We start from the raw sequence: 24,604 nt of genomic DNA on the forward strand, positions 1-24,604 counted from the left end.
GCGCTGAGGCAGTTGATGCTGCAATGCAGCAAATAATTGTATAACCGTTGCTGGCGGGACTTGGACCGGGAAGCGGCTGCGGCTAAGACCGCAGTCTCCTCCCCATCGGGATTCGCTTGCGCCGCTTGGGCGCCAAGGAGTGTTCGATGAACCGCAAGACCCAGATTGTCGTCGTCGGCGGGGGTGCCGGTGGGCTGGAACTGGTGCGCAGGCTCGGCGCGAAGTTCGGGCGCAAGCGGCACGACATCATCCTTGTCGACAAGAACCTCTCCCACATCTGGAAGCCATTGCTACACGAAGTTGCGGCCGGATCGCTCGACGCCAACCTCGACGAGGTCGGCTATCGCGGACACTGTTATCGCTGGGGCTACCGCTTCTTCCAGGGCAGCCTCGACGGGATCGACCGCGAGGCAAAGACCATAAGCCTTGCTCCCGTGCATGACGAGGACGGGCGCGAGCTGATCGGCCAGCACACCATCCGTTATGACATTCTGGTGCTGGCGGTAGGCTCCATCTCCAATGATTTCGGCGTGCCCGGCGTAAAGGAGCACTGCCTTTACCTCGATTCGCGCGACCAGGCAGAACGTTTCCGGACACGGTTGCTCAATCACTGCCTGCGGGTCAGCCGGGCAATGATAAAGAACCCGCAGGCCGACGAACTGGTGCGTGTATCGATCGTAGGTGCGGGTGCGACCGGGGTCGAACTGGCAGCGGAGCTCTACAATGCTGCGGCCGCGTTGAGCCATTACGGGCTCGAAGTGTTCGACGAGAGCCGCCTCAAGGTGACGCTGATCGAAGCCGGCCCGCGCATCCTGCCGCTGCTGCCCGAACGCCTGTCGCAAGCAGCGCAACACGAACTTACCGAGCTTGGCGTGCAGGTAATGGAAGCCACGCAAGTCATTGAAGCCCTCCCGCGCGCGCTCGTCACCAAGGACGGGCAGACGATCGAGGCCGACCTGATGGTATGGGCCGCCGGGGTGAAAGGCGCGGAGTTCCTGTCAGGCCTCGGTCTTGAAACCAATGGCCGCAACCAGTTCATGGTACGCGACACGCTGCAGACCGTCACCGACGACAACATCTTCGCCCTTGGCGATTGCGCCAGTTACATCCCGCCGGGGGAGGAGCGCCCGATCCCCCCGCGCGCGCAAGCCGCACACCAGATGGCCAACACCGTGTTCGAGAATATCTGCCGGATGCAGAAAGGCCGCCCGCTCAAGCATTTCGTCTATCACGACAAGGGGTCGCTGATCTCGCTGAGCCGGTTCTCCACCGTGGGCAGCCTGATGGGCAATCTCGTCGGCGGAAGTCTCGCGATCGAAGGGCGGTTGGCGCGGTTCATCTACACCTCGCTCTACCGCCTTCACCTGTGGGGCATTCACGGCTGGATCAAAGGCACCTTCCTGATGCTGATCGGGCGGGTGAACCGGATCGTGCGGCCGCGCCTGAAGCTGCATTAGAAGTCGATCTTGAGCCGCACCTCGCCGCCCCGCGCGTTGAAGCCGCCAACGCCGGGGCTGGTTCCGTTAAGCTCGATTGCGGCCGTGTCCGACAGGCGGAAACGTGCACGCGGAATGCCAATGCCAAAATCGTCGACATCCGGCAGAATATCAGGGCCTATGCGCGGAGAAGGCGCAGTCTTGCGGCACACGACGATTTCCGGATTGAGCGGATCGGGTTCCTCCGCAACGCACTCGCCGGGAGGCGGCGGGGCAAGCGGGAGCAGGTCGATCACCAGCGTGCCGTCGGCGCGCTGCTCCATGGGCAAGTGGGTTGGTACTTCGGTTTCCGCTACGAAAGGGGCAGGGTCCGAAGTCTGGGGCGGCAATTCCGTCACTGGCACCCCTCCTTGCGACGTAATCAATCGAAACTGAAGCCTGGCGCTTTCGCTTGCGCGATAATCTCCTCGCCGGTCAGCTTCGGACTTTCCTGAAGAATATCATACCAGTCCGGCTTTTCGTCCACGAAAATCTGCTGCTCGATCCCGAAACCGTCCGGTAGATCGAACAGGCCTGCAAGAAACGAGCGGTTGCCGGTTGGAAGGAAGCGGAACCACAGATTGCTGCCGCAGGTGCCGCAAAAAGCGCGTTCGGCCCATGGGCTGGAGCGGTACACCGTGACCGCATCCTCGCCAGAGATGCTGAAAGTCTCTCCCTTCACCCCGGCATAGAATGCGCCGCCCCAACGCTGGCACATCGCACAGTGACAGATATCGACCTCAGGCTGCATAGCTGCGACGGTAATATTTACCGCGCCGCACAAGCAGTGCCCGCTGACAGGCTCCGGCAAAGGCGCCACTGACGGCTTGCCGCTCACAGCGGGACGCCGGGTTCCTGCTTTGCGGTGCGGATCGTCAGCGAGGTCTTGACGCTCTCGACATTCGGCGCAGGGGTCAGCTTGCCAGTCAGGAATTCCTGAAAGCTTTGCAGGTCCTTGCTCACGATCTTCAGGATGAAATCGATCTCGCCATTGAGCATGTGGCACTCGCGCACCTCGGGCAGCGCGCGCATGTGCTCCTCGAACTCGCGCAGCGCGCTTTCGGCCTGGCTCTTGAGACTGACCATCGCGAACACGGTGATCGCAAAGCCGAGCTTCGAAGGATCGAGATCGGCGTGATAGCCGCGGATTACTCCGTCTTCCTCCAGCCCCCGGACGCGGCGCAGACAGGGTGGTGCCGTTAAGCCGACGCGCTGCGCCAGTTCGACATTGGTGACGCGGCCTTCCGCCTGCAGTTCTGCCAGCAGGCGACGATCGATTTCATCCAGATTGGCCACTCGGCTCAAACTCCTCCGGCACCGTGCCGTTCACCAGACGGCAACGCCACGTGCCCTATCATCGAAAGGGTAAGAAGAGGCGCGCCGGATGGCCCGCTTCGCTAATATTATTAGGTCTGCCAGCAATTGTCCCGCTTTGCAACGCACCTTGCGCGTCAGACTGTGACAATTCCATCTGGCTGATAGAAGATCTGCGTATAGATGCGCGAAGCGACTGCCTGGTGCGGCGCTTCCAGTCACCGATTCGGACGCGGTGGCCCAGAGGTTTGGGAGTACCTGCTTGTTCTTCGACGATCGCCTTGCCACCGTGCTGCGCCAACGCGCTTCCGGCGAGGCGGGATTGCGGACGCAGTACCGGCAATTGCTCGATCTGCTCGGCAAGGATCGGACCCACGGACCCGGGCGGCGCGAACAGAGCCTGATTGCGGCAGCCTGGCGACGTATGGACGCACTGGCCGATACGATCCCGGCCGACGAACGGGCACGGATCATCCGCGAACCGGGCTGGCGCTTTCGCAGTGCGGATCTGGCAGCCCATCTGGCCGAGCAGGAACCAAAAGTCGCCGCTGCCGGGCTGACCCGGGCAGACCTTACAGTCGAGGACTGGACCGCATTGATACCGCATCTGCCGGTGCGGGCGCGCGGATTCCTGCGGTTGCGGCGCGATCTGCCAGTTGATGTCGAAGCCCTGCTGGCAAGGCTGGGCGTGCATGATCGCGGATTGCCGAGCCCTGTGAACGAGCCCGAGGCGGAGGCGGTGGCCGAGCCGGTCGTGGCGCAGCCCGCCCCGCGGCGGTCAATCAGGACACGGCCCGCCGTGTCGCACCCGCGCGAGCACGACGAGACCGGACGCAGCGAAATCTCCGCGCTGGTCGAACGGATCGCCCAGTTCCGCCGGGAACGCAGCGAAAGCGCGAATGACAGCGACATTGCCCCGCGCCTGCCGCTCGATGAATTGTCGGAGATGCCCGAACGGCCGGTGGCCAGCTTCGGATTTGCCACCGATGTATCAGGCCGAATCGAATGGGCATCGGGCGAGATTGCGCCGATGATCATCGGCACCCGTATCGCCGCTGCCCGGCGGCCGGCAGAGATTACAGCTTCGGCAAATATCATTGATCGGGCCTTTGCCCGCCGTCAGCCGATAAATGCGGTGCCGTTCTCGCTGGGAGGCGCCTCTGCCATCGCAGGCGACTGGTTGCTCGATGCCCAACCCGGTTTCAGCGTCGAGGGGCATTTTACCGGCTATGTCGGGCGGTTCCGGCGACCGCCTGCCGATAGCCGCGAAGCCTCCGGTTCAGAGAGGCAAGAGGCCGACCGCATCCGTCAACTGCTCCACGAATTGCGCACGCCCGTAACGGCGGTGCAGGGATATGCCGAAGTCATCCAGCAACAACTCTTCGGCCCGGCACCTCATGAATATCGCGCGCTGGCCGCAGCAATAGCGGCGGACGCTGCTCGCATTCTCGCCGGGTTCGAGGAACTTGACCGGCTTGCGCGACTGGAAACCGGCGCCCTCGGCATCGAGTCTGGAGAGGCCGATCTGGCGCAGCTTGTTCGCCGCATTCTCGATCAGCTTGCGCCGGTTCTCGAACCGCGCGGCGCCGGGATCGCGCTCCGGATGGCGGCAGATGCCAATCTTCTCGCCGTCTGCGACAGCGATGCTGCAGAAGCCCTGCTTTGGCGGGTTCTGGCGAGTCTTGCGACGATTTGCGGCGACCACGAGATGTTGGAGGCACAGCTTATCCCGGTGATCGGCACGAAAGGGGCCTTCGCCCGGCTCTCGTGCACCTTGCCCGCCGCCCTTGCACGGGAAGCCAATGTTTTCGCAGCCACTACAAAGCCCCAGGACAGCGCAATCAATGCCGGGCTGTTCGGCGCAGGTTTCGCCTTCCGGCTGGCCCGGGCGGAGGCACGCGCAGCTGGCGGCACGCTGGAGCGCGAAGATGACCGGCTGGTGATGACATTGCCGCTTCTGACCGGCACCGAAGGGCTGCAAGGACAGATGACGTCCGGAATCGCGGGCTAGATCGGGGTTCGGTGGCCCGGCACATGACGCCAGTTTCCATGCTGAACCCTCCGGCGCCGAGCGCCACAGCCCAGTTCGCTCCTCACTTCGGCCAGCGGGTGCTGCTCACGATCGACACCGAGGAGGAATTTGATTGGAGCGCACCTTTCAGGCGCGACGGCTATGGGCTCAGCCACGTCAAAGCCCTGCCGCGATTCCAGAACTTCTGCGAGGAAATCGGGGCCCATCCGGTCTATCTCGTGGACTGGCCCGTCGCGACCGATCCGGCCGCGGTCGAGATCATCGGCGATGCTGTGCGTCGCGGAACCGCCGATATCGGCGTGCAGCTTCATCCCTGGGTCAATCCGCCGTTCGGGGAGGAGATCACCACCGCCAACACTTTCGCCGGCAACCTGCCCCACACGCTGGAAGCGGCGAAATTCACGATGCTGCGCGACCGGATCGAGCAAGCATTCGGCACAGCGCCGCTGATCTATCGTGCAGGACGATACGGGCTTGGCCCCGGAACAGCCGGACTCCTGAAGGCTGCAGGTATCCGGATCGACACCTCGGTGCGGCCTCTGTTCGATTACAGCGCCAAAGGTGGGCCGGACTACTCGCGCCATCCGCTGGTGCCTTATTGGGCGGATGCGGAACGCGAATTGCTCGAACTGCCCATCACCAGCGTGCACTGGGGGCTGCTGCGCAATCTTGGTGCCGGGCTGCAGCGGCTGTCGACAAGAATACCGCTCGCGCTGGGCGCCTTATCGCGCCTGAGCCTGCTTGAACGGATCGCGCTCACCCCCGAAGGCGTGTCGATCGAGGAAGCCATCCGCGGGATCGACATCGCACATGGCAGCGGGTTGCCGGTGCTGGTGCTCTCGTTTCACAGTCCGACGCTCGCAGCAGGCTTTACACGTTATGCAGCGGACGAAGCCGGAGTCGAAGCGCTGTATGGGTGGCTTGCGCGGATCTATGCCGATCTCGACCGGCGCGGCATTTCCAGCTGCACCGTCGCCGACATTATCTCTGCCACGTCGGACAATGCCTGAAGCAGCACGTCGCCCTTCCCCGCTTGTCTCGAAACGTGCAGCGGAGTAGGGGCTGGCACTCGCCCTGTCTCCGGACCCTTGAATCAAGGGCCTGTAGCTCAGCGGTTAGAGCTGGCCGCTCATAACGGCTAGGTCGCGGGTTCGAATCCTGCCGGGCCCACCGGAGGGGCGAGAAGTACAATGTCGGGGAGTGGCGCAGTCTGGTAGCGCGCTTGCTTTGGGAGCAAGATGTCGCAGGTTCGAATCCTGTCTCCCCGACCAACTCCTCTTTTTCTCATGTTTTCAGATACTTCTGTAAGACGTGACGGAAAAGAGGGGCACATAAAAGGGGCACATTCAGCGGGCGCTGTGGGCCAGCTGCCCGAGTCCATTGTTATGGATCGGGGACGAACAAAAATGCGGCCTCTCCGAGAACCTGCGCACGGTCGAACACAAGCTTTCCAACGGCGCGGTTTAGCTTCCGGACCCATCCCATCCACTCGTGACGCCGGTCGAAGAGCGCGAGGCTATCGTCTCGGACAAGGTGCGGCATGAATATGTCCGGATCATCAAACACCCTCCACGCCGCGAACGAGAACGTCATACGCTCTATGTCAGTGTGGGCGACGACCTTGTTCCGGTGAACCCTCAATTCCTCGTGTAGTTTAGCTTCAGCGGGGGAAGGATTGATGCCGAGTTTCTTCAGGCTAAGCTTCGGCAGCCCGTCGCATTTGGAGAACGGCCTCCAGTAAGCGACCACGGCTGCGTCTTCGATGCAGCGATACCGGCGAAGCTCTATCTTCGTCATCTTTTGATCAGGTTCCAGCTCATCGATGAACGTGATCGCGCTTAGCGCCTGCTGGAAATCTGATAGCGAATGAATGAGGCGGATATCTTCCCCGGTGAGCGCAGGTTCAATCTTCTCAACCTCTTCCATCTGCACCCCCATTTGTGCCAGACACTTAGCTCATAGAAAACTCCGGGTCGACTGGCGGGCGACCTGCTCAGGGGGACGAACAAATGGCAGGGTTCAAAACTGGATTTGCGGTGGGAGCGGCCATTGTAGCGATCCCCGCCTTCTTCCTCTTGGAGAAGGTCGCTTCTGAGCCAACCCGCTTCCCGGGTAAAACTGTGTCGATCATGGACGGCTATGTATCGGTTGGCGGCAGCATTGTGGGAGATGAGCGCCGTGAAGACGAGCGCCCTGTGAACAATATGGTCGAGATGAAGTGCCGGAAGAGCGATATGACCTGCAGCTTCCTGAGCGTCGATGAATTGTCGGCGGGGCATATTGGCTGGCCTTCAACCGATACGCTCACAGTCCGCAGCTGGAGCGACAGAGACCTTGTGGCCGATAGTTTGCCCGGGGAGGGGCTGGAGCAGCCATGTAACTACTACGAGGTGCGGGTGCTCTTCGAGACGGAAGATGTCACATACACGCGCATCCCAAACCCAGCAGCGGATCAGGCCCGCTGCAGCGAACTCTTCGGCACCGATAACTCCATTCGCCAGTGGCGAATTGACGACGGCAAGGGCGTCTACGGTTATATTCCGGGTGACGGTTAGAGGTGAAAAAAGCAGGGCAGCAGGCAGGTGTATTGCCACAATAACACACCCGGAAAAGCGCCGGGCCTCAGGCCCCCTTCAGTGCCTCGTAGACGCTGCTGCGGGCGATCCCCAGCTGCTTCGCGATCACACTTGCCCCCAGCCCCTCTGCCTTTAGGCGCTTGACCTCGTCGACAGGGACGGTGGGCTTGCGGCCCTTGTAGACGCCCTTGGCCTTGGCCTTGGCGATCCCCTCCAACTGCCGCTCCCGGCGGATGGCGGTTTCGAACTCGGCAAAGACCCCCAGCATCTGCAGGAAGGCACGGCCCGCAGGGGTAGACGTGTCGATGGGCTGCTCGGTAGCCTTGAGGTGCGCCCCCTTGGCCCGAAGCTGTCCCACGATCCCCTCAAGGTCCCCGAGGGACCGCGCTAGGCGGTCGATGCGTGTGACAAGCAGCGTGTCCCCTTCCCGCAGGAAGTCCAGCACGGTGGCAAGCTCCGTGCGGTCCATCGTGGTGGTGCCGCTCTTACGTTCGCTGCGGATGATGGTGGCACCTGCTGCGCGCAGGGCTTCCTCTTGGATGCTGCAGTCTTGGTCCTCGGTGCTGACGCGAGCGTATCCGATGGTCTGGGTCATGTCCGGCTCCTGTCCGATTAGGGTCTAGAGCCTCGCCATCTATTGTCCGAAAAATCGCATGTCAACCCTATTCGGACAGGAAAAGTGTCCGGACAGTGTGTCCGCTGCAGGTATACCCCAGCCGGACAAGCCCTCCCATACCAGTGTCAGCTCTGGCATCATCTCAGGAAAAAGCCGCTATTCCGCTATCGACCCCGTTGCGGACTTTGCGACCATCCTGCTAGCCTCGGGAAATCGAGGCATCACCCAAGGCGGTCGTATGTTGGATTTTTGGACTGCGATGGTTGTCGCACCCATTGCTTCACTGTGGATGGGGTTCTTCTTTGAGCGTGGCTACAGGCAAGGGACGACCTTTAATTTGATCGGGTATGCCGGTCGAATGGGGCTATCCTCCAGACGCGCGGAACTCGCTGTTTCTAAACACTTTGCCAAATGGGATTGGTTGCTTCTCGCTCTCGCGCTCTACTCTGGTGCTCTCGCGATTATCTTTCATCTTCATGGGATCAGCCCCGTCTTGATCGCTGGGCTTGCCGTTACGGGTTTAGCGTTGTTCCTGAAATGCTCGTTGAACTTGATGCACCACTACACCGAGGCTCAAAAGGAGCTTTCATAGCCGGCGTCCGTTTCCCACCCAGAGTCGGTCATTTCAACATACACGCCACAGCCCTGAAAGCGGACTCTCGCTTATCACCTGCCCCGGGCTTGAAGGCACGGGGAAGCGCAATGCCCGCAGCCCCTCAATTATCTGACGGGGAACGGACCGGGCGCGGCAGACCCTGCGGCTATGCCAGTGCCCCATGGGGGAAACGTGCCTGTCGTTAGCGTGTGTATGGGGCTGCGGATTTCTGAGCATTTTTCGAAAGGCTTGTGACCGTTCAGCTCAAAGCATGGGCGCTTTTGGCAGGGCGCTGAGTTGCAGGCTTACGGCCCCTAGTAATTGAAGGTGGACGGACGGATCACCGCGTGTGGATGATGGGATCCGTCCCGCCATGCCCCCGCTCAGATAGCACGCCACGATACGCCTGTATCATGGCATCACGGAGTTGGTTTTCATGAGAACGAGGGACGATGAAGCTGTCATGCACCGGCAAGCAGCATACGCCCTGATCGGCGAGCGCAAGCAGCGTTGCCTCGGCGATGTCGCTGTCGATGCGCTGCAGTTCGATGCCCCTGCCTGAGCGAAACCAGCCTTCGATTTCACCGTGATGCTTTGACATCGCCTGTTTCAGCTTGTCCCAACCGCCCTTCCCAATCTTGGCTGCAGGCACGTCTGGCGGCTTGCGGAGCTTCGAATCTTTATCGGCGTTGATGAGCTGCTGGAATGCTGTCTTGACCCACGCTCGACGCCCCTGGCCTATCCATCCGGGAACGGCATACGGGTCGGCATCCGCTGGCAGAGGCCTGCCCTCCAGTTGGTAAATGAGCCGAGGGTGGAGCCCGGAGAAGTCCAACTCGACGACCTCTTCCCCGTTGATCAAGAGCGCGGGCCGGTCCTCGCTGGGAAGCTCCAACCATGGCCCGCCATAGAAGCGCCCACCGCGCTCGAACGACCCTCGACTGAATATCCGCCGGAGCACGAAGGGTGGCAGATCTACGACGGGTCCGCTGTCCCTGCTCACACTGATGCGGAACTGGGCGAGGAAGGCGTTTATCCGCTGCAGGTTCGCTCGCATCCTAATCGTGTCGGCTGTGTCTGCGTAATCGATATCGCGCTTGCCCCGTTCCTCGCCCCCGCGACCCTCTCGAAGCACGACGCTCTCGACCCATGAAGCGAAGCCGACGTGGCCCGGCGTGACGCCCCGATCCTCGAAGAAGCTGACGAGTTTTTCGGTGGCACGAATGCGGGACTGCTTCCCTACCCCTGCGTTCTCGCCAAACTCCGGGTATCGGCGATAATGGCCGAGCGTCGCGTCAGCGTAGCCCGAAGCGATCAGCCAATCGGCCACCTTGCAAACCGTCGTGTGGGTCACCGGCCACGCGGCGTAGCGGTTGCGCTTTCGATACGTGTCCTGCGCCCTGCTATACCTACGCAAGCCGGAACCGCCGTCGCGCCGCGCCACATACAGCTCCAACGCAAACGCTGTGACCGTCTGGTCGAGCCTCTGCTTGTCGTTCGGGCGAAGCGCTCGCTGCCGGACCTCCCCTCCTGCCAACTCTGCACATAGCGCGTTCGCTGCGATTGCGGCCCGTTCAGAGAGCGGTGTCCGGGACCATGTGAGCGCGGGGGCGCTTTCAGTGGCGGGCGAAGATGACATGGCGTCGCGGGTCCATCGAATGGGGCCGATGAGCAGCGCAAACTGCAGCGCTCAACATGAATGTTTTCTCCCAAGGGTAAGGGTTATTCGGCATGGTCCTGCAGCCCCGCCAGAAGCCCCAGGAACGCGCCCAGCCCTTGCCCGCTGTCTGACAGCCGGATTGGCGTGGAGGCGTCCCACGAGTCTCTGAGCGAGCCCTAGGGACTACAGTAATCCGATTGACTTAGCGCCGCCAATCTACGCTCACCGCGTCGGGATAGCTCACCAGCTCCACCAGCCCTTGCAGCCGCTCCAGCGTTGGCGGTTCCGTCCCATAGGTGCCGAACGTGAACCCGACCTCGTGCCCGACCAGCAGGGCAGCGTCGGACTGGGCAACGCCGCGCTTCTGGAGCTGGGAGACAAAGTTCTTCCGTGCCGAGTGGAAGTTCACGCGGCGGCTGGTGAACCCGGCAGCGCGCTTCCATGCCCCGAAGAGCTTCGAAGCATCGCCGGTGCCAGCCTTCCGGGGACCTTCGGGCGTGAACGTCGGCCAGACTAGGGCATCATCCGCACCGCGCTCCTTGTCCAAAATCCAGCGCAGCTTGGAGTGGATTGGCACCTTGCGCCAACCCGCTGCCGTCTTCGCGTCCTCGATCAGGAAGAATGGAACCCCATCCTCCTCCCGCACCCTGCCCCATGGCATCTCGCACAGCTCACCAAGGCGCATCCCAGTGTGCAACGAAGCGTAGAAGACTTCCACGATATCAGTGCGCTTAGGCAGCGTCTTGAAGAGCTTTTCTAGGTCTTGGATTTCCCAGTGGAGATAGCCTTGCTTCTTCACCTTCGGCAGCTTGATGCGGAACGGGTTCTCGCCCCCGCAGTGGCCATGGTTTTTGGCCCAGTCCCACACCTGAGACAAGACAATCATGTGCCGCTTGATGGTAGAGGACGCGAGGCCCGCAGGCTCACCTTCCGCTGCCACGATGGATTGCTGCAAGGTCAAGCCTGCCAGCCTGCCCCGGCCATAGTTCGCAGGCAGCTTCTTGAGCAGCTCCACGAACTGGGCAGCATCGCGCCCGGTGACCTCACGGATGGGACGCTCGCCCCAGAAGTCCCCGAAGACCCGGATGCCGGATCGATACTGCGCAGCGGTGTTGCTGGGGCGGCGATCACGGCTGGAGGACCAGCTATCCAACCACGCGCCAGCAACCTCCGAGAAGGGCGGCTCATACTGGACACGGTTGCGCGGCTTCTGGCCCCTCGCCAGCCGCAGGCCATCTGCCAACCCAGCGGCCTCGGCTTGCTCGACAGCATCAAGGACGGGGTCACCGTCCCGATCATGCTTGCGGCCCGGCTTATCAATGATCCGATCAAGGGCAATCTCGACCCCGAACCCCGTAGGATCACCTTCGGGGCTGTCGGGAATGTCCAAGGCACCGGAGACCACGCTGTCCCTGCGATCTCGATAGGCGGACCTCGCCAGCGCCGCACGGGCTTGCACGTTGCCCTCTAGCGCCATGAACTCCAGCTTGTAATCACCTGCCAGCTGCCGGGCCTTGGCTTCCGCTAGGTTCTCGTCCCGGGTCGAAAGGGTCTTCTCGATCCGCTGCGCGCCCCCGTAGTGGTGGCGTAGGTGGGCCGGGATATTGAGCTGGAAGAACCAGCCCCGTCTGCGACGCTTGATGTGCTTACCCATAAGACCCTCCAGAGAACCGAAGGGGACACATAAAAGGGGCACGTTTGAGGGTCAATGGTCTTACAAGGTGCCAATATTCAACGATTTTCTGAGCTTATGCCCGATCCGAATAAAGTCCTGTCTCCCCGACCAGTTCCTTGTTTCAGCCCGCGATCTTTACTGACCTTGCATGATGGCAGGCGCCGCCGGGATCGGTCCGCCGGTTAGGATCGCCGTTTCCTCGTTCGCGAGTATTCCGACCACCTGCGTCCACACCGCGACATTCTGGCGCAGCTGGACGATGTCGATCTTGTCGAGCGTGTCGTCGGGCGTGTGGTGCAGGTCGAAATAGCGGGTGCCGTCCTGCTGGAGATCGACAAGCGCGCCCTTCTGGTCACGCACGATGTTGAGATCCGCCCCACCGGTTGCGGCATCGCTGCCGCTCGATACGCCGAAGCGCGCGACGGCGGCTGCGATCTTCTTGTGCAGAGCGGGGTTGGTCTCGCGGAAATTGCTATCGAACCGCCAGATGCGGTCCGCGCCGAAATCGCTTTCGAGTCCAACCGCGATCCGTTCGCCAATATGCGCGTCGCTATAGGCCTTGCTACCCCAAAGGCCGGTTTCCTCTGCACCGGCAAGCAGCACCCGGATGGTGCGCAGCGGCTGGTGCTGACCTGCATATCCGGCCGCGGCGATTATGATGCCGCATCCGGCCCCGTCATCGAATGCGCCCGGTGCATTCCACCAGCTGTCGATATGGCAGGCGAGCAGCAGCGGCGGGAGCGCGGGATTGCGCCCGACGATCTCGCCGACGACATTGCCGCTTTCGGTCTGGCCGATCTGGCGCGGGTTCATTTCCAGCCTGAGCGTGACCGGACGACCACCCGCACGCGCGAACATCCGTTCGAGGTTCTCGGCATCGGGCAGGCTCAGCGCGCCCGCGGGAATCGGGGTCACGCCTTCGGGGAAGCTGGTGCCGCCGGTGTGCGGGTTGCGGTGGTGATCGGTGCCGACCGACTTGATGACGGTTGCGACCGCGCCCTTGCTCGCGGCGATCCCCGCGCCCACCCAGCGCGCCGGGCCGGCAAAGCCGTAGTGCGAGCCGTCCTGCGCGGGGCGCATCTGGTGGCTGATATAGGCGATCTTGCCCTTGAGGCTGCCCGCAGGGGCAGCACGCAGATCATCGACGGTGCGGAAGAACACCACCTCGGCTTCGATCCCGCCTGCCGGGGTGGCGGCCGAATTGCCGAGCGGCAGCACAGCCAGATCCTGTGCGAAGGGTGAGGTGACGCGCGCGCGGGCGACATCGCCAGGCACCCAAGTATCCATCATGAAGGGCTCGATCGCGACATTGTCGAAACCGGCGTTCCGAAGCCACGCCGCGGCCCATTCGCGCGCCCGTGCCTCGGCCTCGGTCCCGGCCTGACGCGGGCCGACCTCGGTGGTCAGCCCTTCGACGAAGGCATAGGCATTCTCGTCTTTATCAAGTGCCGCCTCGGCCTGCTGCTCCAGCGTCAGCGTCAGCGGCGCCGGTGCGGCGAAAGCGGGAATGGCGAGCGAAAGCGCGGCAAGCGCGATAAGGGGTCTGGTCATGGGTCAGCGTGCTATCGGGCACGCGGGCGCAAGTCTAGCCGCTTGCCCTACGGCATCCCCTTCCCTATCTGCGCAGCCAAAGCTTCCACCTCCTTTTTCCGATCCCTCGAAGGACACATCCGATGGCCGCGCAATACGCCTATGTCATGAAGGGCATGACCAAAACCTTCCCCGGCGCCCAGAAGCCGGTGCTGAACAATATCTCGCTGCAATTCTATCAGGGCGCGAAGATCGGCATCGTTGGCCCCAACGGCGCGGGCAAGTCGACGCTGATCAAGATCATGGCCGGGATCGACAAGGACTTCACCGGCGAGGCTTGGCCAGGCGAGAACATCACCGTCGGCTATCTTGAGCAGGAACCCGAGCTCGATCCGACCAAGACCGTGCTCGAAAACGTGCGCGAAGGCGCCAAGGAAACCGCCGATCTGGTTGCACGCTTCAACGAAGTCAGCGCGCTGATGTGCGAGCCTGATGCCGATTTCGACGCCCTCGGCGCGGAAATGGGCGAGCTGCAGGACAAGATCGACGCGGTCGATGGCTGGACGCTCGACAACCAGCTCGAAGTGGCGATGGAAGCCCTGCGCTGCCCGCCGGGCGACTGGCCGGTCAAGGACCTGTCGGGCGGCGAGAAGCGCCGCGTCGCGCTCACCCGCCTGCTAATCCAGAAGCCCTCGATCCTGCTGCTGGACGAACCGACCAACCACCTCGATGCCGAGTCGGTGCAGTGGCTGGAAAACCACCTCAAGGAATATGCCGGCGCAGTGCTGATGATCACCCACGATCGCTACTTCCTCGATAACGTGGTGGAATGGATCCTCGAGCTCGATCGCGGTTCCTACTACCCCTACGAAGGCAACTACTCGACCTATCTCGAGAAGAAGGCCAAGCGCATGGAGCAAGAAAGCCGCGAGGAAAGCGGCAAGCAGAAGGCGCTCCAGCGCGAGCTCGAATGGATCCGCCAGACGCCCGCTGCCCGCCAGACCAAGTCCAAGGCGCGTATCCGCAAGTTCGAGGAACTCCAGAACAGCCAGGACAGCCGCCAGGTCGGCAAGGCCCAGATCGTCATCCAGGTGCCCGAGCGCCTCGGCGGCAAGGTGATCGAGGCCAAGAACATCACGAAGGCCTATGGCGACAAGCTGTTGTTCGAAAACCTCAGCTTCATGCTCCCCCCGGGCGGCATCGTCGGCGTGATCGGCCCCAACGGCGCGGGCAAGTCGACGCTGTTTAAGATACTCACCGGCAAGGAACAACCCGACAGCGGCACGATCGAGATCGGCTCGACCGTGCGCCTCGGCTATGTCGACCAGAGCCGCGACCACCTCGACCCGAAGAAGAACGTGTGGGAGGAAATCTCCGACGGGCTCGATTACATGAAGGTCAACGGGCAGGACATGAGCACCCGTGCCTATGTCGGCGCCTTCAACTTCAAGGGCGCGGACCAGCAGAAGAACGTCGGCAAGCTTTCCGGCGGTGAACGCAACCGCGTCCACATGGCCAAGATGCTGAAGCAGGGCGGCAACGTGCTGCTGCTGGACGAGCCGACCAACGATCTCGACGTCGAAACGCTGGCCGCATTGGAAGACGCGATCGAGAACTTCGCGGGCTGCGCCGTGGTCATCAGCCACGACCGCTTCTTCCTCGACCGCCTCGCCACCCACATCCTCGCGTTCGAAGGCAACAGCCATGTCGAATGGTTCGAAGGCAACTTCGAAGCCTACGAGGAAGACAAGCGCCGCCGTCTGGGCGATGCCGCCGACCGCCCAACGCGATTGGCTTACAAGAAGCTGACCCGCTAAGTGCATCAAAGGGCGGGCGTTTTCGATAGCGCCCGCCGCTTCTTTACCTTCCCTTAAGCAGAATTCGTCACTCTTGCCTGCGACAACGGGATCGCAAAGGGGCAAGAGCGGCATGGTCACGGGCATTGATGTGCCGCTCGAAGCGGCGATCGCGGGGTGGCTAGCGGCTCTGGTGCTTGGCGTGTTCATCGGACGCGCGTGGAAAATCCCGCGGCACACATCCCTGTCCGACCCGCTTTCGGGCCTCTTCTCGCCGGAAACCCTCGAAACCGCAATCGAAAGCACCAGACGCCGCACGGGCGACCGGGCTTCGGCCCGAGCGGTGCTCCACGCCCGGCTCGACCAGATTGCGATGCTTCGCAGCGGAAGGAATGCCGAGGCCCGCGAAGCGGTGCTGGATCATGTCGCAGCGGTGATGAAGGCCAGCATCCGCCGCGACGATCGCCTTGCGAGGGTCGCAGGTGACGGGTTCACGATCGTCATGTCCGGTGCCGACGAGAGGGCTGCAAAAAGCGCTGCCGACCGCCTGCGCCGCGCTCTGGCACAAATCAGATTGCCGCAATTCGGATCGGACAATGCTTTCACAGCCAGCTTCGGCGTCGCGGCTGGCCGGGCCGACGAGATGGGTGACACACTTATGAGGCGGGCACTGGCTGCGCTCGACGCGGCACAAAAGGCAGAGAGCGACCATGTCGTCGCCGCCAGCGAGATCGAGGAAGTAATCTACCTGCCGGCTCCGGAGCCATCGACAAACGCCGCCTGAGCCGCCGCGATCAGGGCGCGACCCAGCGTTCTTGCCAGCCATCACCTGCGCGGCAGAACTGCGCGCGGACATGGCCGGTATGCGCAAGATAGAGCCAATCCACTTCGGCAATATCGATCAGCAACACTGCGAAATTCTCGCGCGCGGGGAGAAGCTGCGCGTCGTCGGGCTCCACACCCTCGAATTCCGGCGGCAAGCCCGAAGTCGGCCCGTCCGAGCCAGCGCCCGGGCCTTCACCAAGATAGCAGCGCCGCGCGAAATTGGAGCTTGCCGCCCAGGCTGCATCCGCCACGGGCCCTTGCGCCTCGATCCGCCCGGTGCCGCGCACGCGGATCTGGATCTTCGCTCCCTTGTCGTAGAACACCGCCGCCATCCGGGGATCGGCGGCGATCGCCTGCGCCTTGGGGGCACGGCTATCGGTGTGCAGACGCAATGTCCAATGGACCGGATCAAACGCCCGCAGCACCATCACCCGGGCATCGACATCGGCGGTGACGATTACCGGCGTATGCATCGGCGATTTGCGGTCTCGCGCAGCGCGGATCAGGCGGTTGGCGCAGTCGGTGCGGATTTCATCGAGGGTGTCGAACATCACGCCTTGCGCCTTCGGTGGCAAAACCGCGCGCGTCAAGCCGCACTCCTGTTGCCGCATGATTGTTCATCCAAAGTCATATTTTTCTGAATATCGACGAGCTGGTTCATCCCCGCGACAGTTGGCAGGCGCTATCAGGGCAAATATCAACTTGCCGCTTGTGGTGGGCGGGCGACACTGGAGGCATCTATGACCAAGACCCTGATTACCAGGGGCGGTGCGCTTTCGGCTCTCGCCCTCGTTCTTTCCCTTGCCGTGACGCCGGTTGCGGCCGAGGCGCAGAGCCGTGCAGAAATCCGCGCCGAACGTCAGCAGGCCCGCAGCGAAAGCCGCGGCACACGGCAGGTGCAGCGCGTCGAGCGTCGCAGCGAGCGTCGTGCCGAGCGGCCCGAGCGCGTCCAGCGTGCTGCGGCACGCGACGGTTTCGGTTCCGGTGTCGCGCGCCGTGTGGAGCGCGCCGGCGAGCCCGACGCGCGTCCCGTTTCGATGCTGCGCGGCGACCGTCCCGCGCGCCGGGCCGAACAGGTTGACCGCCGCAGCGAACGCCGCGCGGACCGGATCGACCGGCGTAGCGAACAGCGTGCCGAACGCGTCGAACGGCAGGGAGACCGCCGCGCCGATCGGCTTGAATGGCAGGGTCGCGACCGTGCCGCCCAGCGCGTGGAGCGTCGTAGCGAACAGCGCGCAGAACAGATCGAGAGGCGCAGTGATCAGCGGAGCATCCGCGTAGAACAGCGTGGTGATCGCCGCGCCGACCGGATCGACCGCCGCGACGGGTGGCGTGATGGTCGCCGTGACAGCAATTGGCGCGATGGGCGCCGTGACGGCAATTGGCGGGACGGGCGTCGTGATCGCAACTGGCGCGATGATCGTCGCGACTTCCGGCGCGACCAGCGGAACTGGCGGCGCGACGATTGGCGTTGGAACTATCGCGGCTGGGCCGGCTGGGACAATCGCGATTTCCGCCGCTGGGATCGCGGATGGCGTGGTAGCCGCAGGTACAACTGGGCCGATTTCCGTCGCGGGAACCGCTTCATTTACCACCCCGGCCCCTATTACGCGCCGTTCCGCGCGCACAGGTATAACAGGCTGCAAATCGGGTTCTTCCTCGACAGCCTGTTCTTCCAGCCGCGGTTCTTCATCAATGATCCGTGGGATTACCGCCTGCCGCCTGTCTACGGCCCCTATCGCTGGGTGCGCTATTACGACGATGTGTTGTTGGTAGATATTTACTCCGGCGAAGTGGTGGACGTGATTTACGACTTCTTCTGGTGATCTGACGGCAGGCGCGCGGTGCAGGATTGCGCCGCGCGCCCTGCTTGCTAACAGACGGGTATGAGTGACACTGACCTCGTACCTGACCAGCAAGCCCTTGCCCGGGTCGGCGCGACCGTGCGCGAACGACTGGCGGGTGATCCCGGCATCTACAAAGTAGAAAACCCCCTGGCCGAGCTTTTCGCAGTCGGGGATTTCCTCAGCCCGACAGAGTGCGAGAAGCTTTGCACCATGATCGACGAGGTCGCACGCCCGTCCTCGCTGCACGAACTCGATTATGCGAGCGGTTTCAGAACCTCTTATTCGGGCGATCTCGACCCTTATGACAGCTTCGTGAAAAGCATCTCGCGCCGGATTGATGACCTGCTCGGGCTGGACCCTGCAATAGGAGAGGCAATCCAAGGTCAGCGTTATCTGCCCGGCCAGCAATTCCAGCCGCATAATGACTGGTTCTACACCTCCGAGAAATACTGGCAGCTCGAAGAAGCCCGCGGCGGGCAGCGCAGCTGGACGGCGATGGCCTATCTCAACGATGTCGCCGAAGGAGGGGAAACCCACTTCACCGAAATCGGGATCAAAATCCGGCCCAAGCCCGGCGTTTTGCTTTTATGGAACAACGCGCTGCCCGACGGTCGCCCCAACGAAGGCACGATGCACGCAGGGACTCCGGTGGTAAAAGGCGCGAAATACGTCATCACCAAATGGTATCGCACCCGCCAGTGGCGGTAGGAAAGACCCGGAAGCCTATTTTTCCGGGCCTTGCCCTTCCGCCTCTTCCTCGACCTCACGGCCGATCGCGCGCACTTCCTTCGCTAGCCGATCGATCCGGTGCGCAAGGCGCAGGATTTCGAGCTGAGTGCGCAGGTTCACCTCGTAATCGTGGCGCGCGGTGATGCGGTCTTTCATCGCCTGACGGTTCTGGCTCATCAGGATCACCGGCGCCTGAACTGCCGCCAGCATCGACAGCATCAGGTTGAGGAAAATGAACGGATAGGCATCGAACGGCCCCATCCCCAGCAGTTGCAGCGCCCCGGAGTTGAGTACCACCCAAACCAGCAACACCATCCCGAAACCCAGGATGAAGCCCCAGCTACCGCCAACGGCAGCAACCCGGTCGGCCAGACGATCTTTCCATGTCTCATGCGCCTGCGCCAACTCGTCGGCATCGCGCCCGGTGAAGGTGCCCGCCGCCACGCGCCGTAGCACCCGCTGTTCGTCCGCCTCGAGATCGTCGAAATCACGGCCGAGCAAGTCGCGCGCGAGCCTGTGCGGATCGGTTTGACGGGTCATGGCCCCGACATTACGCCTTGGCCAGCGCCTCGGCAATCAGCTGGCGGGTGGGCGCAATGCCGTAAAGCGCGATGAAGCTGCCCATGCGCGGCCCCTGCTCGCTGCCGAGCAGGGTTTCGTAAAGCGCCTTGAACCAGTCGCGTAAGGATTCGAACCCGAACTCTTCCTGCTTGCCGATTTCGTAGACGATGGTCTGCAAGTCCTCGGCGCTCATGTCCGCCGGAGCCTCGGCCAGCGCGGCATCCAGCGCCCAAAGCGCGGCCACCTCGCCATCCACCGGCGCCCGCTTGGCAAGCGTAGGGGCGACAAAATCGCGGTTATAGGCAAGCGCCTTCATCACCAACACATCCAGCGCCGGGTGCGCTGCCGGATCGGCATCCTCGACGTAATTGCCGAGATAGGACCATACCGCCTCACGCGTCGCGCCCGCGCCCAGCACGCCGACCAGATTGAGCAGCAGGCTGAAGGGCACCGGCAGCGTATCGCCCGCGCCCGGCGCCTCGGCCCCTTCGTGATGTTCGTTGGCGCGCAGCAGGTGCCACACCGGGTTGCCCAGCTGCTTGTCGATATCCTGCGTGGGAAGCGCCGTGCGGAACTGCCAGTAATCGTCGATCGCCTTGGGGATCACGCCGACATGGAGCTGCTTTGCGCTCTTGGGATTGGCGAAGATGTAATAGCCGAGGCTCTCCTCGCTGCCATATTCGAGCCACTGCTCGATCGACAGGCCGTTGCCCTTGGACTTGGAAATCTTCTCGCCCTTGGCGTCGAGGAACAGCTCGTAGATCAGCCCTTCGGGCTTGTGGCCGCCCAGCACGCGGGCGATCTTGCCCGACTGGATGCCGCTGTCGGTCAGGTCCTTGCCATACATTTCGTAATCGACGCCCAGCGCCACCCAGCGCATCGCCCAGTCGACCTTCCACTGGCACTTGGCCATGCCGCCCAGCGCCGATTGTTCGACTTGCCTGCCGTCCTCGTCGGTGAAGCGGATGATCCCCGCATCGGCATCGACGACCTCGATCGGCACCTGCAGCACCGCGCCAGTGCTCGGGCTGATCGGCATCACGGGCGAATAGGTGCGGCGGCGTTCCTCGCCCAGAGTCGGCAGCATGATGTCCATGATCGCGCCGAAATTGGCGAGCACGCCCTTCAGTGCCTCGTCGAAGCGGCCCGAATTGTAGCAGTCCGAAGAGCTGACGAATTCATAGTCGAAGCCGAAGCGGTCGAGGAAATCGCGCAGCATTGCATTGTTGTGTGCCGCGAAGCTTTCGAACTTGCCGAAAGGATCGGGAATGCGCGACAGTGGCTTGCCCAGATTGGCTTCGAGCAACGCCTTGTTGGGCACGTTGTCGGGCACCTTGCGCAGGCCGTCCATGTCGTCGCTGAACGCCACCAGCCGCGTGGGCGCGCCGCCGGTCAGCGCTTCATAGGCGCGGCGGACAAGCGTGGTGCGCAGCACTTCCTGAAAGGTGCCGATATGCGGGAGCCCTGAGGGGCCGTAACCGGTTTCGAACAGCACGCCGCCGGGCTTGCCTTGCGGCATCCGCTTGGCGAGGCGCTGTGCCTCCTGGAACGGCCAGGCCTTCGAATTGCGGGCTGCAGCGATAAGGGCGTCTTGAGTGATCTTCATGATACTCGCGGCTATTAGGGATGCGCTGGCGGCTTGCAAGCGGCAATGGGGCAGGCAAAGTATACAAAGGTGACACCGTGTATACTTTGTAATTTTATTACTTTCATATATTTTTCATATACTTGCACCTGAAAATGCGAAACGGCGGACACGGGGTGCGGACGCGAAAACCGGCCTGAGGGCATTGATCATGCGCTGTCATAGGTTGCCGCAGGCCGTGTAGGACAGCGGCGATGGTCAACAGTGCCGCTCTCTTCCTGCTGATTTCCGGCGATGTATGCGCTGATCGCGCTGATCCACACTCCTTCCGCCGAAGGGCGCGACCGGGTGGTGGGATCGGTCGTCTCCAATGGTCTGCAAGTCCTCAAGACGGTGGCCTGACACCCAGCAACGCCGTTCGGGAAAGCGGGACTGCGGATCGTTTACAATGCGGCCGCGCTCGCCCATCGTGCGCCGCGTGACCGCCCCCGCAGCCCTGCCCCAGCCCCTGCCTCTGCCCGCGCTGCACGCCAGCCACGGCGGCCACTGGCTGCGCCCGGCGACGGGCACCACCAGCGCGGTGTCCAAGGGCGATGCGATCATGGCGGCGGCCGATACGCCGGTGCTGATGCTCAACGCGCCGCTGGTGGCAAGCCGGCTGGGCTATCCGGATCTTTCGGGGCTCGATCTGCTCGAAGCCTTCGCCTTCGTCCACCCTGCCCGCTTCTGCGTGCCGACTCCGCGCGGGCTGGCAGAGGCGCTCGGCTTGCCGGTGCCGGCGGGCGATGCCGCTGTGCCGGAACTGCTCCAGCAGGCGGCAGGGGCGCTGATCGCCGCGGTACTTGATCCCGAATGGTTCGAGCGCGAAGGCGCGTGGAGTGCCCTCCAAAGCCTCGAACGCCTGCGCTGGCCGTGGGCACAGGTGTTGAAGCCCCACATCGCCAAGCCGGAGCGCGCCGAGCGCTGGCTGTTCGCGCGTCTGCCCGAATGGGAGGAGGCGGGCGAACGCCCTGCCCCGCGGCAGGTGGAGTTATCCGCAGAGGCGGTGCAGGCGCAGCTTGCCCGTCTGACCGGCGAAGGGGCCGAAAGCCGCGAGGGCCAGCGCGCCTATGCGCAAGACGTGGCGCGCATCTTCGCACCGCGCACCCGTGAGGGCCGCCCGCATCTGGCACTGGCGCAGGCGGGAACGGGGATCGGCAAGACGCTGGGCTATCTCGCCCCGGCCTCGCTCTGGGCGGAGCAAAGCGGCGGGACGGTGTGGGTTTCGACCTTCACCAAGAACCTGCAACGGCAGCTGCGCGCCGAAAGCCGCCGCGCCTGGCCGGCCGAGCGCCCCGACGGCACCCCGCCGGTGGTGGTGCGCAAGGGCCGCGAGAATTACCTCTGCCTACTCAACCTGGAAGACGCGCTTCAAGGCGGATTTGCGGGGCGTCCGGCGGTGCTGGCGCAGCTGGTGGCGCGCTGGGGCGCCTATACCCGCGACGGGGACATGATCGGCGGCGATCTGCCCGGCTGGCTCGGCACGCTGTTCCGCAAGCGCGGCATCGCCGCCCTCACCGACCAGCGCGGGGAGTGCATCTATGCCGGGTGCCCGCATTACCGGAAGTGCTTCATCGAACGCGCCGCACGCGATTCTGCGCAGGCCGATCTGGTGATCGCCAATCACGCGCTGGTGATGGTCAACGCCGCGCGTTCTGGTTCAGGGGGGGCGAGAGACCCGAACCAGCGCCCGACACGCCTGATCTTCGATGAAGGCCATCACGTGTTCGACGCCGCGGATTCAACCTTCGCCGCAACGCTTTCCGGACAGGAGGCGATCGAACTGCGCCGCTGGATCATCGGCCCCGAGCGTGAGGCACGCGGGCGGAGACGCGGTCTTGCGGCGCGGCTGGCGGACGTCGCCAGCTATGACGAGGCGGGCGCGGAAGCCATCGCCGCGGCCTGTAAGGCGGGACAATTGCTCCCCTCCGACGGCTGGCTTCAACGGCTGTCCGAAAACAGTCCGTTCGGCCCGCTGGAGGCGTTGCTGGCTGCGGTTCGCACCGCAACCTATGCGCGCGACGAAAGCGGCGGGATCGATGCCGGATACGGAATCGAGACCGAGGCTTCGGGCTTGCCGGGCGAAGTGATCGAGGCCGCGGGCGCCGCCGCCGAAGCGCTTGCCGCCATTCGCGTGCCGCTGATCCGGCTGGGCGGCAGGCTGGAAGCAATCCTTGCCGAACCGCCTGACTGGCTTGACGCGCAGGGGCGCGCGCGGATCGAAGGCGCACGCTTTGCGCTGGCATGGCGGATCGATCTGATCACTGCATGGGAAGCCCTGCTCGACCGGCTCGGCGGACCGGCCGATCCGGAATTCGTCGATTGGCTCGCGGTCGACCGTTCCGAGGCGCGCGAATTCGACATTGCGATCCACCGCCGCTGGCTTGATCCGATGAAGCCCTTTGCCCGCGTCGTGCTCGAACCTGCGCACGGGGTGCTGCTGACCAGCGCCACACTGACCGACCGCACCACCGAAGACGATCCCTGGGCCAGCGCGATCCAGCGTTCGGGCGCTGCGCATATCGAAGCGGCGCCGCTGCTATCCGCCGCGACAAGCCCGTTCGACTACGCGACCCGCGCCGAAGTGCTGATCGTCACCGACGTTGCCAAGGGCGATCTGCCCGCGCTGGCGGGTGCCTATGCGCGGATCATCGAGGCATCGGGCGGCGGCGTACTCGGGCTGTTCACTGCTATCCGGCGGCTGCGCGCGGTGCACGGGCGTATCGCCGACCGGCTCGCGCGCGCCGGCCTGCCGGTCTATGCCCAGCATGTCGATCCGATCGATACTGGCACGCTGGTGGACATTTTCCGCGACGATCCGCATGCCAGCCTGATCGGTACCGACGCCCTGCGCGACGGGGTCGACGTTCCCGGCCATTCCTTGCGCTGCGTGGTGATGGAGCAGGTGCCCTGGCCGCGTCCCGATATCCTGCACAAGGCCCGCAGGCTGGCAGGCGGAGGCTCGGCCTATGACGACCGTATCATCCGCGCGCGGCTGGCGCAGGCCTTCGGACGGCTGATCCGCAGCAAGGATGACGCGGGACATTTCATCGTCCTTTCCCCCGCCTTTCCCTCGCGGCTGCTATCCGCCTTCCCGCCCGGCACGCCTGTCATGCGCCTGACGCTTGATGAGGCTTTACAACGCCTCGCCGCTGGTGTTGGAGGCGCCCTGTCCGTGCCACCCCAAGGAGCCTTGCAGCCATGAAGATCCTCGGTCTCCTGCGCCATGCCAAATCCGACTGGGACGACATGAACCAGCGCGATTTCGACCGCGGGCTGAACGCGCGCGGGCGCAAGGGTGCCGAGCTGATCGGCCGCCACATCCGCGATCATGGGGTAAAATGGGACAAGGTGATCGCCAGCCCCGCGGTGCGCGTGAAACTGACGCTCGAAGGCGCGCTGCCCGATGTCGCGCCGGAGTTTGACCAGAAGCTTTATCTGGCCAGTTACGATACCATCGCCGAAACGATCGAGGCCCATGCGGGAAGCGGCGATGACGAGGCCGAGGCGATCCTTGTGGTCGGACACAATCCGGGCCTGCAGGATACGCTGCTGGAGCTGGTTTCACCGTCGAAGGAAAACGACCTGTTCCGTGAGGCGGTGGTGAAGTTTCCGACCGCTGCCTACGCCGTGCTCGAATGCGATATCGAACACTGGTCGCAGCTCAAGCGTTACTGCGCCGAGCTGGTGCATTTCGCCCGGCCGCGCGATCTCGATCCCGAGCTGGGGCCGGAAAACTAGTCTCCGGC

The 24,604-nt window shown here is 63.5% G+C and carries 22 protein-coding genes and 2 tRNA genes; 13 read left to right on the top strand and 11 right to left on the bottom strand.

The features are described from left to right. Positions 1-146: 146 nt before the first annotated feature. Positions 147-1,457 (top strand): NAD(P)/FAD-dependent oxidoreductase, encoded by a 1,311-nt coding sequence (locus OIK40_RS10110; protein ID WP_273678209.1) that lies wholly within the window; start codon positions 147-149, stop codon positions 1,455-1,457. Here OIK40_RS10110 and OIK40_RS10115 read toward each other — a convergent pair. The 3 genes from OIK40_RS10115 to OIK40_RS10125 all read right to left on the bottom strand — a co-directional run bounded on the left by OIK40_RS10115 (position 1,454) and on the right by OIK40_RS10125 (position 2,771). Then, positions 1,454-1,759 (bottom strand): hypothetical protein, encoded by a 306-nt coding sequence (locus tag OIK40_RS10115; RefSeq protein ID WP_273678210.1) that lies wholly within the window; start codon positions 1,757-1,759, stop codon positions 1,454-1,456. The two genes, OIK40_RS10110 and OIK40_RS10115, sit on opposite strands and share 4 nt — an antisense overlap. A gap of 98 nt (positions 1,760-1,857) precedes the next feature. Beyond that, positions 1,858-2,313: a GFA family protein gene (locus OIK40_RS10120; RefSeq protein ID WP_273678211.1), complete on the bottom strand. Its 456-nt coding sequence runs from the start codon at positions 2,311-2,313 to the stop codon at positions 1,858-1,860. Beyond that, positions 2,310-2,771: an Lrp/AsnC family transcriptional regulator gene (locus tag OIK40_RS10125; RefSeq protein WP_273678212.1), complete on the bottom strand. Its 462-nt coding sequence runs from the start codon at positions 2,769-2,771 to the stop codon at positions 2,310-2,312. Before OIK40_RS10125 ends, OIK40_RS10120 begins: the two co-directional genes overlap by 4 nt. A gap of 280 nt (positions 2,772-3,051) precedes the next feature. Here OIK40_RS10125 and OIK40_RS10130 point away from each other — a divergent pair, with 280 nt between their 5' ends. The 4 genes from OIK40_RS10130 (at position 3,052) to OIK40_RS10145 (ending at position 6,092) form a co-directional block, all read left to right on the top strand. After that, positions 3,052-4,800 carry a histidine kinase dimerization/phospho-acceptor domain-containing protein gene (locus tag OIK40_RS10130; protein WP_273678213.1) on the top strand — a complete coding sequence of 583 codons (1,749 nt, stop codon included), beginning with the start codon at positions 3,052-3,054 and terminating at the stop codon, positions 4,798-4,800. 38 nt (positions 4,801-4,838) lie between these two features. Beyond that, complete coding sequence (locus OIK40_RS10135; RefSeq protein ID WP_273678214.1) at positions 4,839-5,831, top strand: polysaccharide deacetylase family protein; 993 nt, start codon at positions 4,839-4,841, stop codon at positions 5,829-5,831. Positions 5,832-5,918: 87 nt separating this feature from the next. Beyond that, a tRNA-Ile gene (locus tag OIK40_RS10140) sits at positions 5,919-5,991 on the top strand. Positions 5,992-6,015: 24 nt separating this feature from the next. Beyond that, positions 6,016-6,092, top strand: a tRNA-Pro gene (locus OIK40_RS10145). Between the two features lie 112 nt (positions 6,093-6,204). On the opposite strand, the gene OIK40_RS10150 is transcribed toward OIK40_RS10145, so the two are convergent. Further along, positions 6,205-6,747, bottom strand: coding sequence for a hypothetical protein (locus OIK40_RS10150; RefSeq protein ID WP_273678215.1), 543 nt, complete (start codon positions 6,745-6,747; stop codon positions 6,205-6,207). A gap of 83 nt (positions 6,748-6,830) precedes the next feature. Here OIK40_RS10150 and OIK40_RS10155 point away from each other — a divergent pair, with 83 nt between their 5' ends. Next, complete coding sequence (locus OIK40_RS10155; RefSeq protein ID WP_273678216.1) at positions 6,831-7,376, top strand: hypothetical protein; 546 nt, start codon at positions 6,831-6,833, stop codon at positions 7,374-7,376. A gap of 67 nt (positions 7,377-7,443) precedes the next feature. Here the strand turns inward: OIK40_RS10155 and OIK40_RS10160 are convergent, their stop codons facing one another. Beyond that, positions 7,444-7,992, bottom strand: a complete 549-nt coding sequence (locus OIK40_RS10160; protein WP_273678217.1) for a recombinase family protein — start codon at positions 7,990-7,992, stop codon at positions 7,444-7,446. Between the two features lie 97 nt (positions 7,993-8,089). Between OIK40_RS10160 and OIK40_RS10165 the strand changes: the two genes are divergently transcribed. Beyond that, a complete protein-coding gene (locus tag OIK40_RS10165) occupies positions 8,090-8,605 on the top strand; it encodes a hypothetical protein (RefSeq protein ID WP_273678218.1) in 516 nt (171 codons plus the stop codon). A 343-nt stretch (positions 8,606-8,948) separates the two neighbouring features. Here the strand turns inward: OIK40_RS10165 and OIK40_RS10170 are convergent, their stop codons facing one another. The 3 genes from OIK40_RS10170 to OIK40_RS10180 form a co-directional block, all read right to left on the bottom strand. Further along, the gene (locus tag OIK40_RS10170; protein ID WP_273678219.1) at positions 8,949-10,247 is read right to left on the bottom strand and encodes a hypothetical protein; all 1,299 of its coding nucleotides are present in this window, start codon (positions 10,245-10,247) and stop codon (positions 8,949-8,951) included. Between the two features lie 223 nt (positions 10,248-10,470). Then, positions 10,471-11,922, bottom strand: a complete 1,452-nt coding sequence (locus OIK40_RS10175) for a DUF6538 domain-containing protein (protein ID WP_273678220.1) — start codon at positions 11,920-11,922, stop codon at positions 10,471-10,473. A 156-nt stretch (positions 11,923-12,078) separates the two neighbouring features. Next, on the bottom strand, positions 12,079-13,494 hold the full coding sequence (locus OIK40_RS10180) for a M28 family peptidase (RefSeq protein WP_273678221.1): 1,416 nt from the start codon (positions 13,492-13,494) through the stop codon (positions 12,079-12,081). Between the two features lie 122 nt (positions 13,495-13,616). Between OIK40_RS10180 and ettA the strand changes: the two genes are divergently transcribed. Together ettA and OIK40_RS10190 are read left to right on the top strand one after the other, a co-directional pair. Then, on the top strand, positions 13,617-15,290 hold the full coding sequence (gene ettA, locus OIK40_RS10185; protein WP_273678222.1) for an energy-dependent translational throttle protein EttA: 1,674 nt from the start codon (positions 13,617-13,619) through the stop codon (positions 15,288-15,290). A gap of 112 nt (positions 15,291-15,402) precedes the next feature. Further along, the gene (locus tag OIK40_RS10190; RefSeq protein ID WP_273678223.1) at positions 15,403-16,053 is read left to right on the top strand and encodes a GGDEF domain-containing protein; all 651 of its coding nucleotides are present in this window, start codon (positions 15,403-15,405) and stop codon (positions 16,051-16,053) included. Between the two features lie 10 nt (positions 16,054-16,063). Here OIK40_RS10190 and OIK40_RS10195 read toward each other — a convergent pair whose 3' ends face one another. Beyond that, entirely contained in the window at positions 16,064-16,645 is a 582-nt protein-coding gene (locus OIK40_RS10195; protein WP_273678381.1) for a PNPOx family protein, read from the bottom strand. Between the two features lie 189 nt (positions 16,646-16,834). Here OIK40_RS10195 and OIK40_RS10200 point away from each other — a divergent pair, with 189 nt between their 5' ends. After that, the gene (locus tag OIK40_RS10200; protein WP_273678224.1) at positions 16,835-17,920 is read left to right on the top strand and encodes an RcnB family protein; all 1,086 of its coding nucleotides are present in this window, start codon (positions 16,835-16,837) and stop codon (positions 17,918-17,920) included. Between the two features lie 60 nt (positions 17,921-17,980). Next, on the top strand, positions 17,981-18,649 hold the full coding sequence (locus tag OIK40_RS10205; RefSeq protein ID WP_273678225.1) for a prolyl hydroxylase family protein: 669 nt from the start codon (positions 17,981-17,983) through the stop codon (positions 18,647-18,649). A gap of 15 nt (positions 18,650-18,664) precedes the next feature. Here the strand turns inward: OIK40_RS10205 and OIK40_RS10210 are convergent, their stop codons facing one another. Then, on the bottom strand, positions 18,665-19,210 hold the full coding sequence (locus OIK40_RS10210) for a DUF1003 domain-containing protein (RefSeq protein WP_273678226.1): 546 nt from the start codon (positions 19,208-19,210) through the stop codon (positions 18,665-18,667). Between the two features lie 10 nt (positions 19,211-19,220). Next, positions 19,221-20,837 carry a lysine--tRNA ligase gene (locus OIK40_RS10215; protein ID WP_273678227.1) on the bottom strand — a complete coding sequence of 539 codons (1,617 nt, stop codon included), beginning with the start codon at positions 20,835-20,837 and terminating at the stop codon, positions 19,221-19,223. A 427-nt stretch (positions 20,838-21,264) separates the two neighbouring features. Here OIK40_RS10215 and OIK40_RS10220 point away from each other — a divergent pair, with 427 nt between their 5' ends. Both OIK40_RS10220 and OIK40_RS10225 read left to right on the top strand, forming a co-directional pair. Next, a complete protein-coding gene (locus tag OIK40_RS10220) occupies positions 21,265-24,060 on the top strand; it encodes an ATP-dependent DNA helicase (protein ID WP_273678228.1) in 2,796 nt (931 codons plus the stop codon). Further along, complete coding sequence (locus OIK40_RS10225; protein ID WP_273678229.1) at positions 24,057-24,596, top strand: SixA phosphatase family protein; 540 nt, start codon at positions 24,057-24,059, stop codon at positions 24,594-24,596. The genes OIK40_RS10220 and OIK40_RS10225 overlap by 4 nt, the downstream gene beginning before the upstream one ends. The last annotated feature ends 8 nt before the right edge of the window (positions 24,597-24,604 follow it).

Origin of the sequence: Erythrobacter fulvus, from assembly GCF_028595285.1 — a bacterium.
Classification (GTDB): Bacteria; Pseudomonadota; Alphaproteobacteria; order Sphingomonadales; family Sphingomonadaceae; genus Erythrobacter; species Erythrobacter fulvus.

Bases quoted from the DNA above. Each gene is read 5' to 3' on its own strand.
- OIK40_RS10110 (WP_273678209.1), top strand. From the start codon at position 147: ATGAACCGCAAGACCCAGATTGTCGTCGTCGGCGGGGGTGCCGGTGGG.
- OIK40_RS10115 (WP_273678210.1), bottom strand. From the start codon at position 1,759: ATGGAGCAGCGCGCCGACGGCACGCTGGTGATCGACCTGCTCCCGCTT.
- OIK40_RS10135 (WP_273678214.1), top strand. From the start codon at position 4,839: ATGCTGAACCCTCCGGCGCCGAGCGCCACAGCCCAGTTCGCTCCTCAC.
- OIK40_RS10150 (WP_273678215.1), bottom strand. From the start codon at position 6,747: ATGGAAGAGGTTGAGAAGATTGAACCTGCGCTCACCGGGGAAGATATC.
- OIK40_RS10155 (WP_273678216.1), top strand. From the start codon at position 6,831: ATGGCAGGGTTCAAAACTGGATTTGCGGTGGGAGCGGCCATTGTAGCG.
- OIK40_RS10160 (WP_273678217.1), bottom strand. From the start codon at position 7,992: ATGACCCAGACCATCGGATACGCTCGCGTCAGCACCGAGGACCAAGAC.
- OIK40_RS10170 (WP_273678219.1), bottom strand. From the start codon at position 10,247: ATGTCATCTTCGCCCGCCACTGAAAGCGCCCCCGCGCTCACATGGTCC.
- OIK40_RS10175 (WP_273678220.1), bottom strand. From the start codon at position 11,922: ATGGGTAAGCACATCAAGCGTCGCAGACGGGGCTGGTTCTTCCAGCTC.
- OIK40_RS10180 (WP_273678221.1), bottom strand. From the start codon at position 13,494: ATGACCAGACCCCTTATCGCGCTTGCCGCGCTTTCGCTCGCCATTCCC.
- ettA (WP_273678222.1), top strand. From the start codon at position 13,617: ATGGCCGCGCAATACGCCTATGTCATGAAGGGCATGACCAAAACCTTC.
- OIK40_RS10190 (WP_273678223.1), top strand. From the start codon at position 15,403: ATGGTCACGGGCATTGATGTGCCGCTCGAAGCGGCGATCGCGGGGTGG.
- OIK40_RS10195 (WP_273678381.1), bottom strand. From the start codon at position 16,645: ATGTTCGACACCCTCGATGAAATCCGCACCGACTGCGCCAACCGCCTG.
- OIK40_RS10200 (WP_273678224.1), top strand. From the start codon at position 16,835: ATGACCAAGACCCTGATTACCAGGGGCGGTGCGCTTTCGGCTCTCGCC.
- OIK40_RS10205 (WP_273678225.1), top strand. From the start codon at position 17,981: ATGAGTGACACTGACCTCGTACCTGACCAGCAAGCCCTTGCCCGGGTC.
- OIK40_RS10210 (WP_273678226.1), bottom strand. From the start codon at position 19,210: ATGACCCGTCAAACCGATCCGCACAGGCTCGCGCGCGACTTGCTCGGC.
- OIK40_RS10215 (WP_273678227.1), bottom strand. From the start codon at position 20,837: ATGAAGATCACTCAAGACGCCCTTATCGCTGCAGCCCGCAATTCGAAG.
- OIK40_RS10220 (WP_273678228.1), top strand. From the start codon at position 21,265: ATGCGGCCGCGCTCGCCCATCGTGCGCCGCGTGACCGCCCCCGCAGCC.
- OIK40_RS10225 (WP_273678229.1), top strand. From the start codon at position 24,057: ATGAAGATCCTCGGTCTCCTGCGCCATGCCAAATCCGACTGGGACGAC.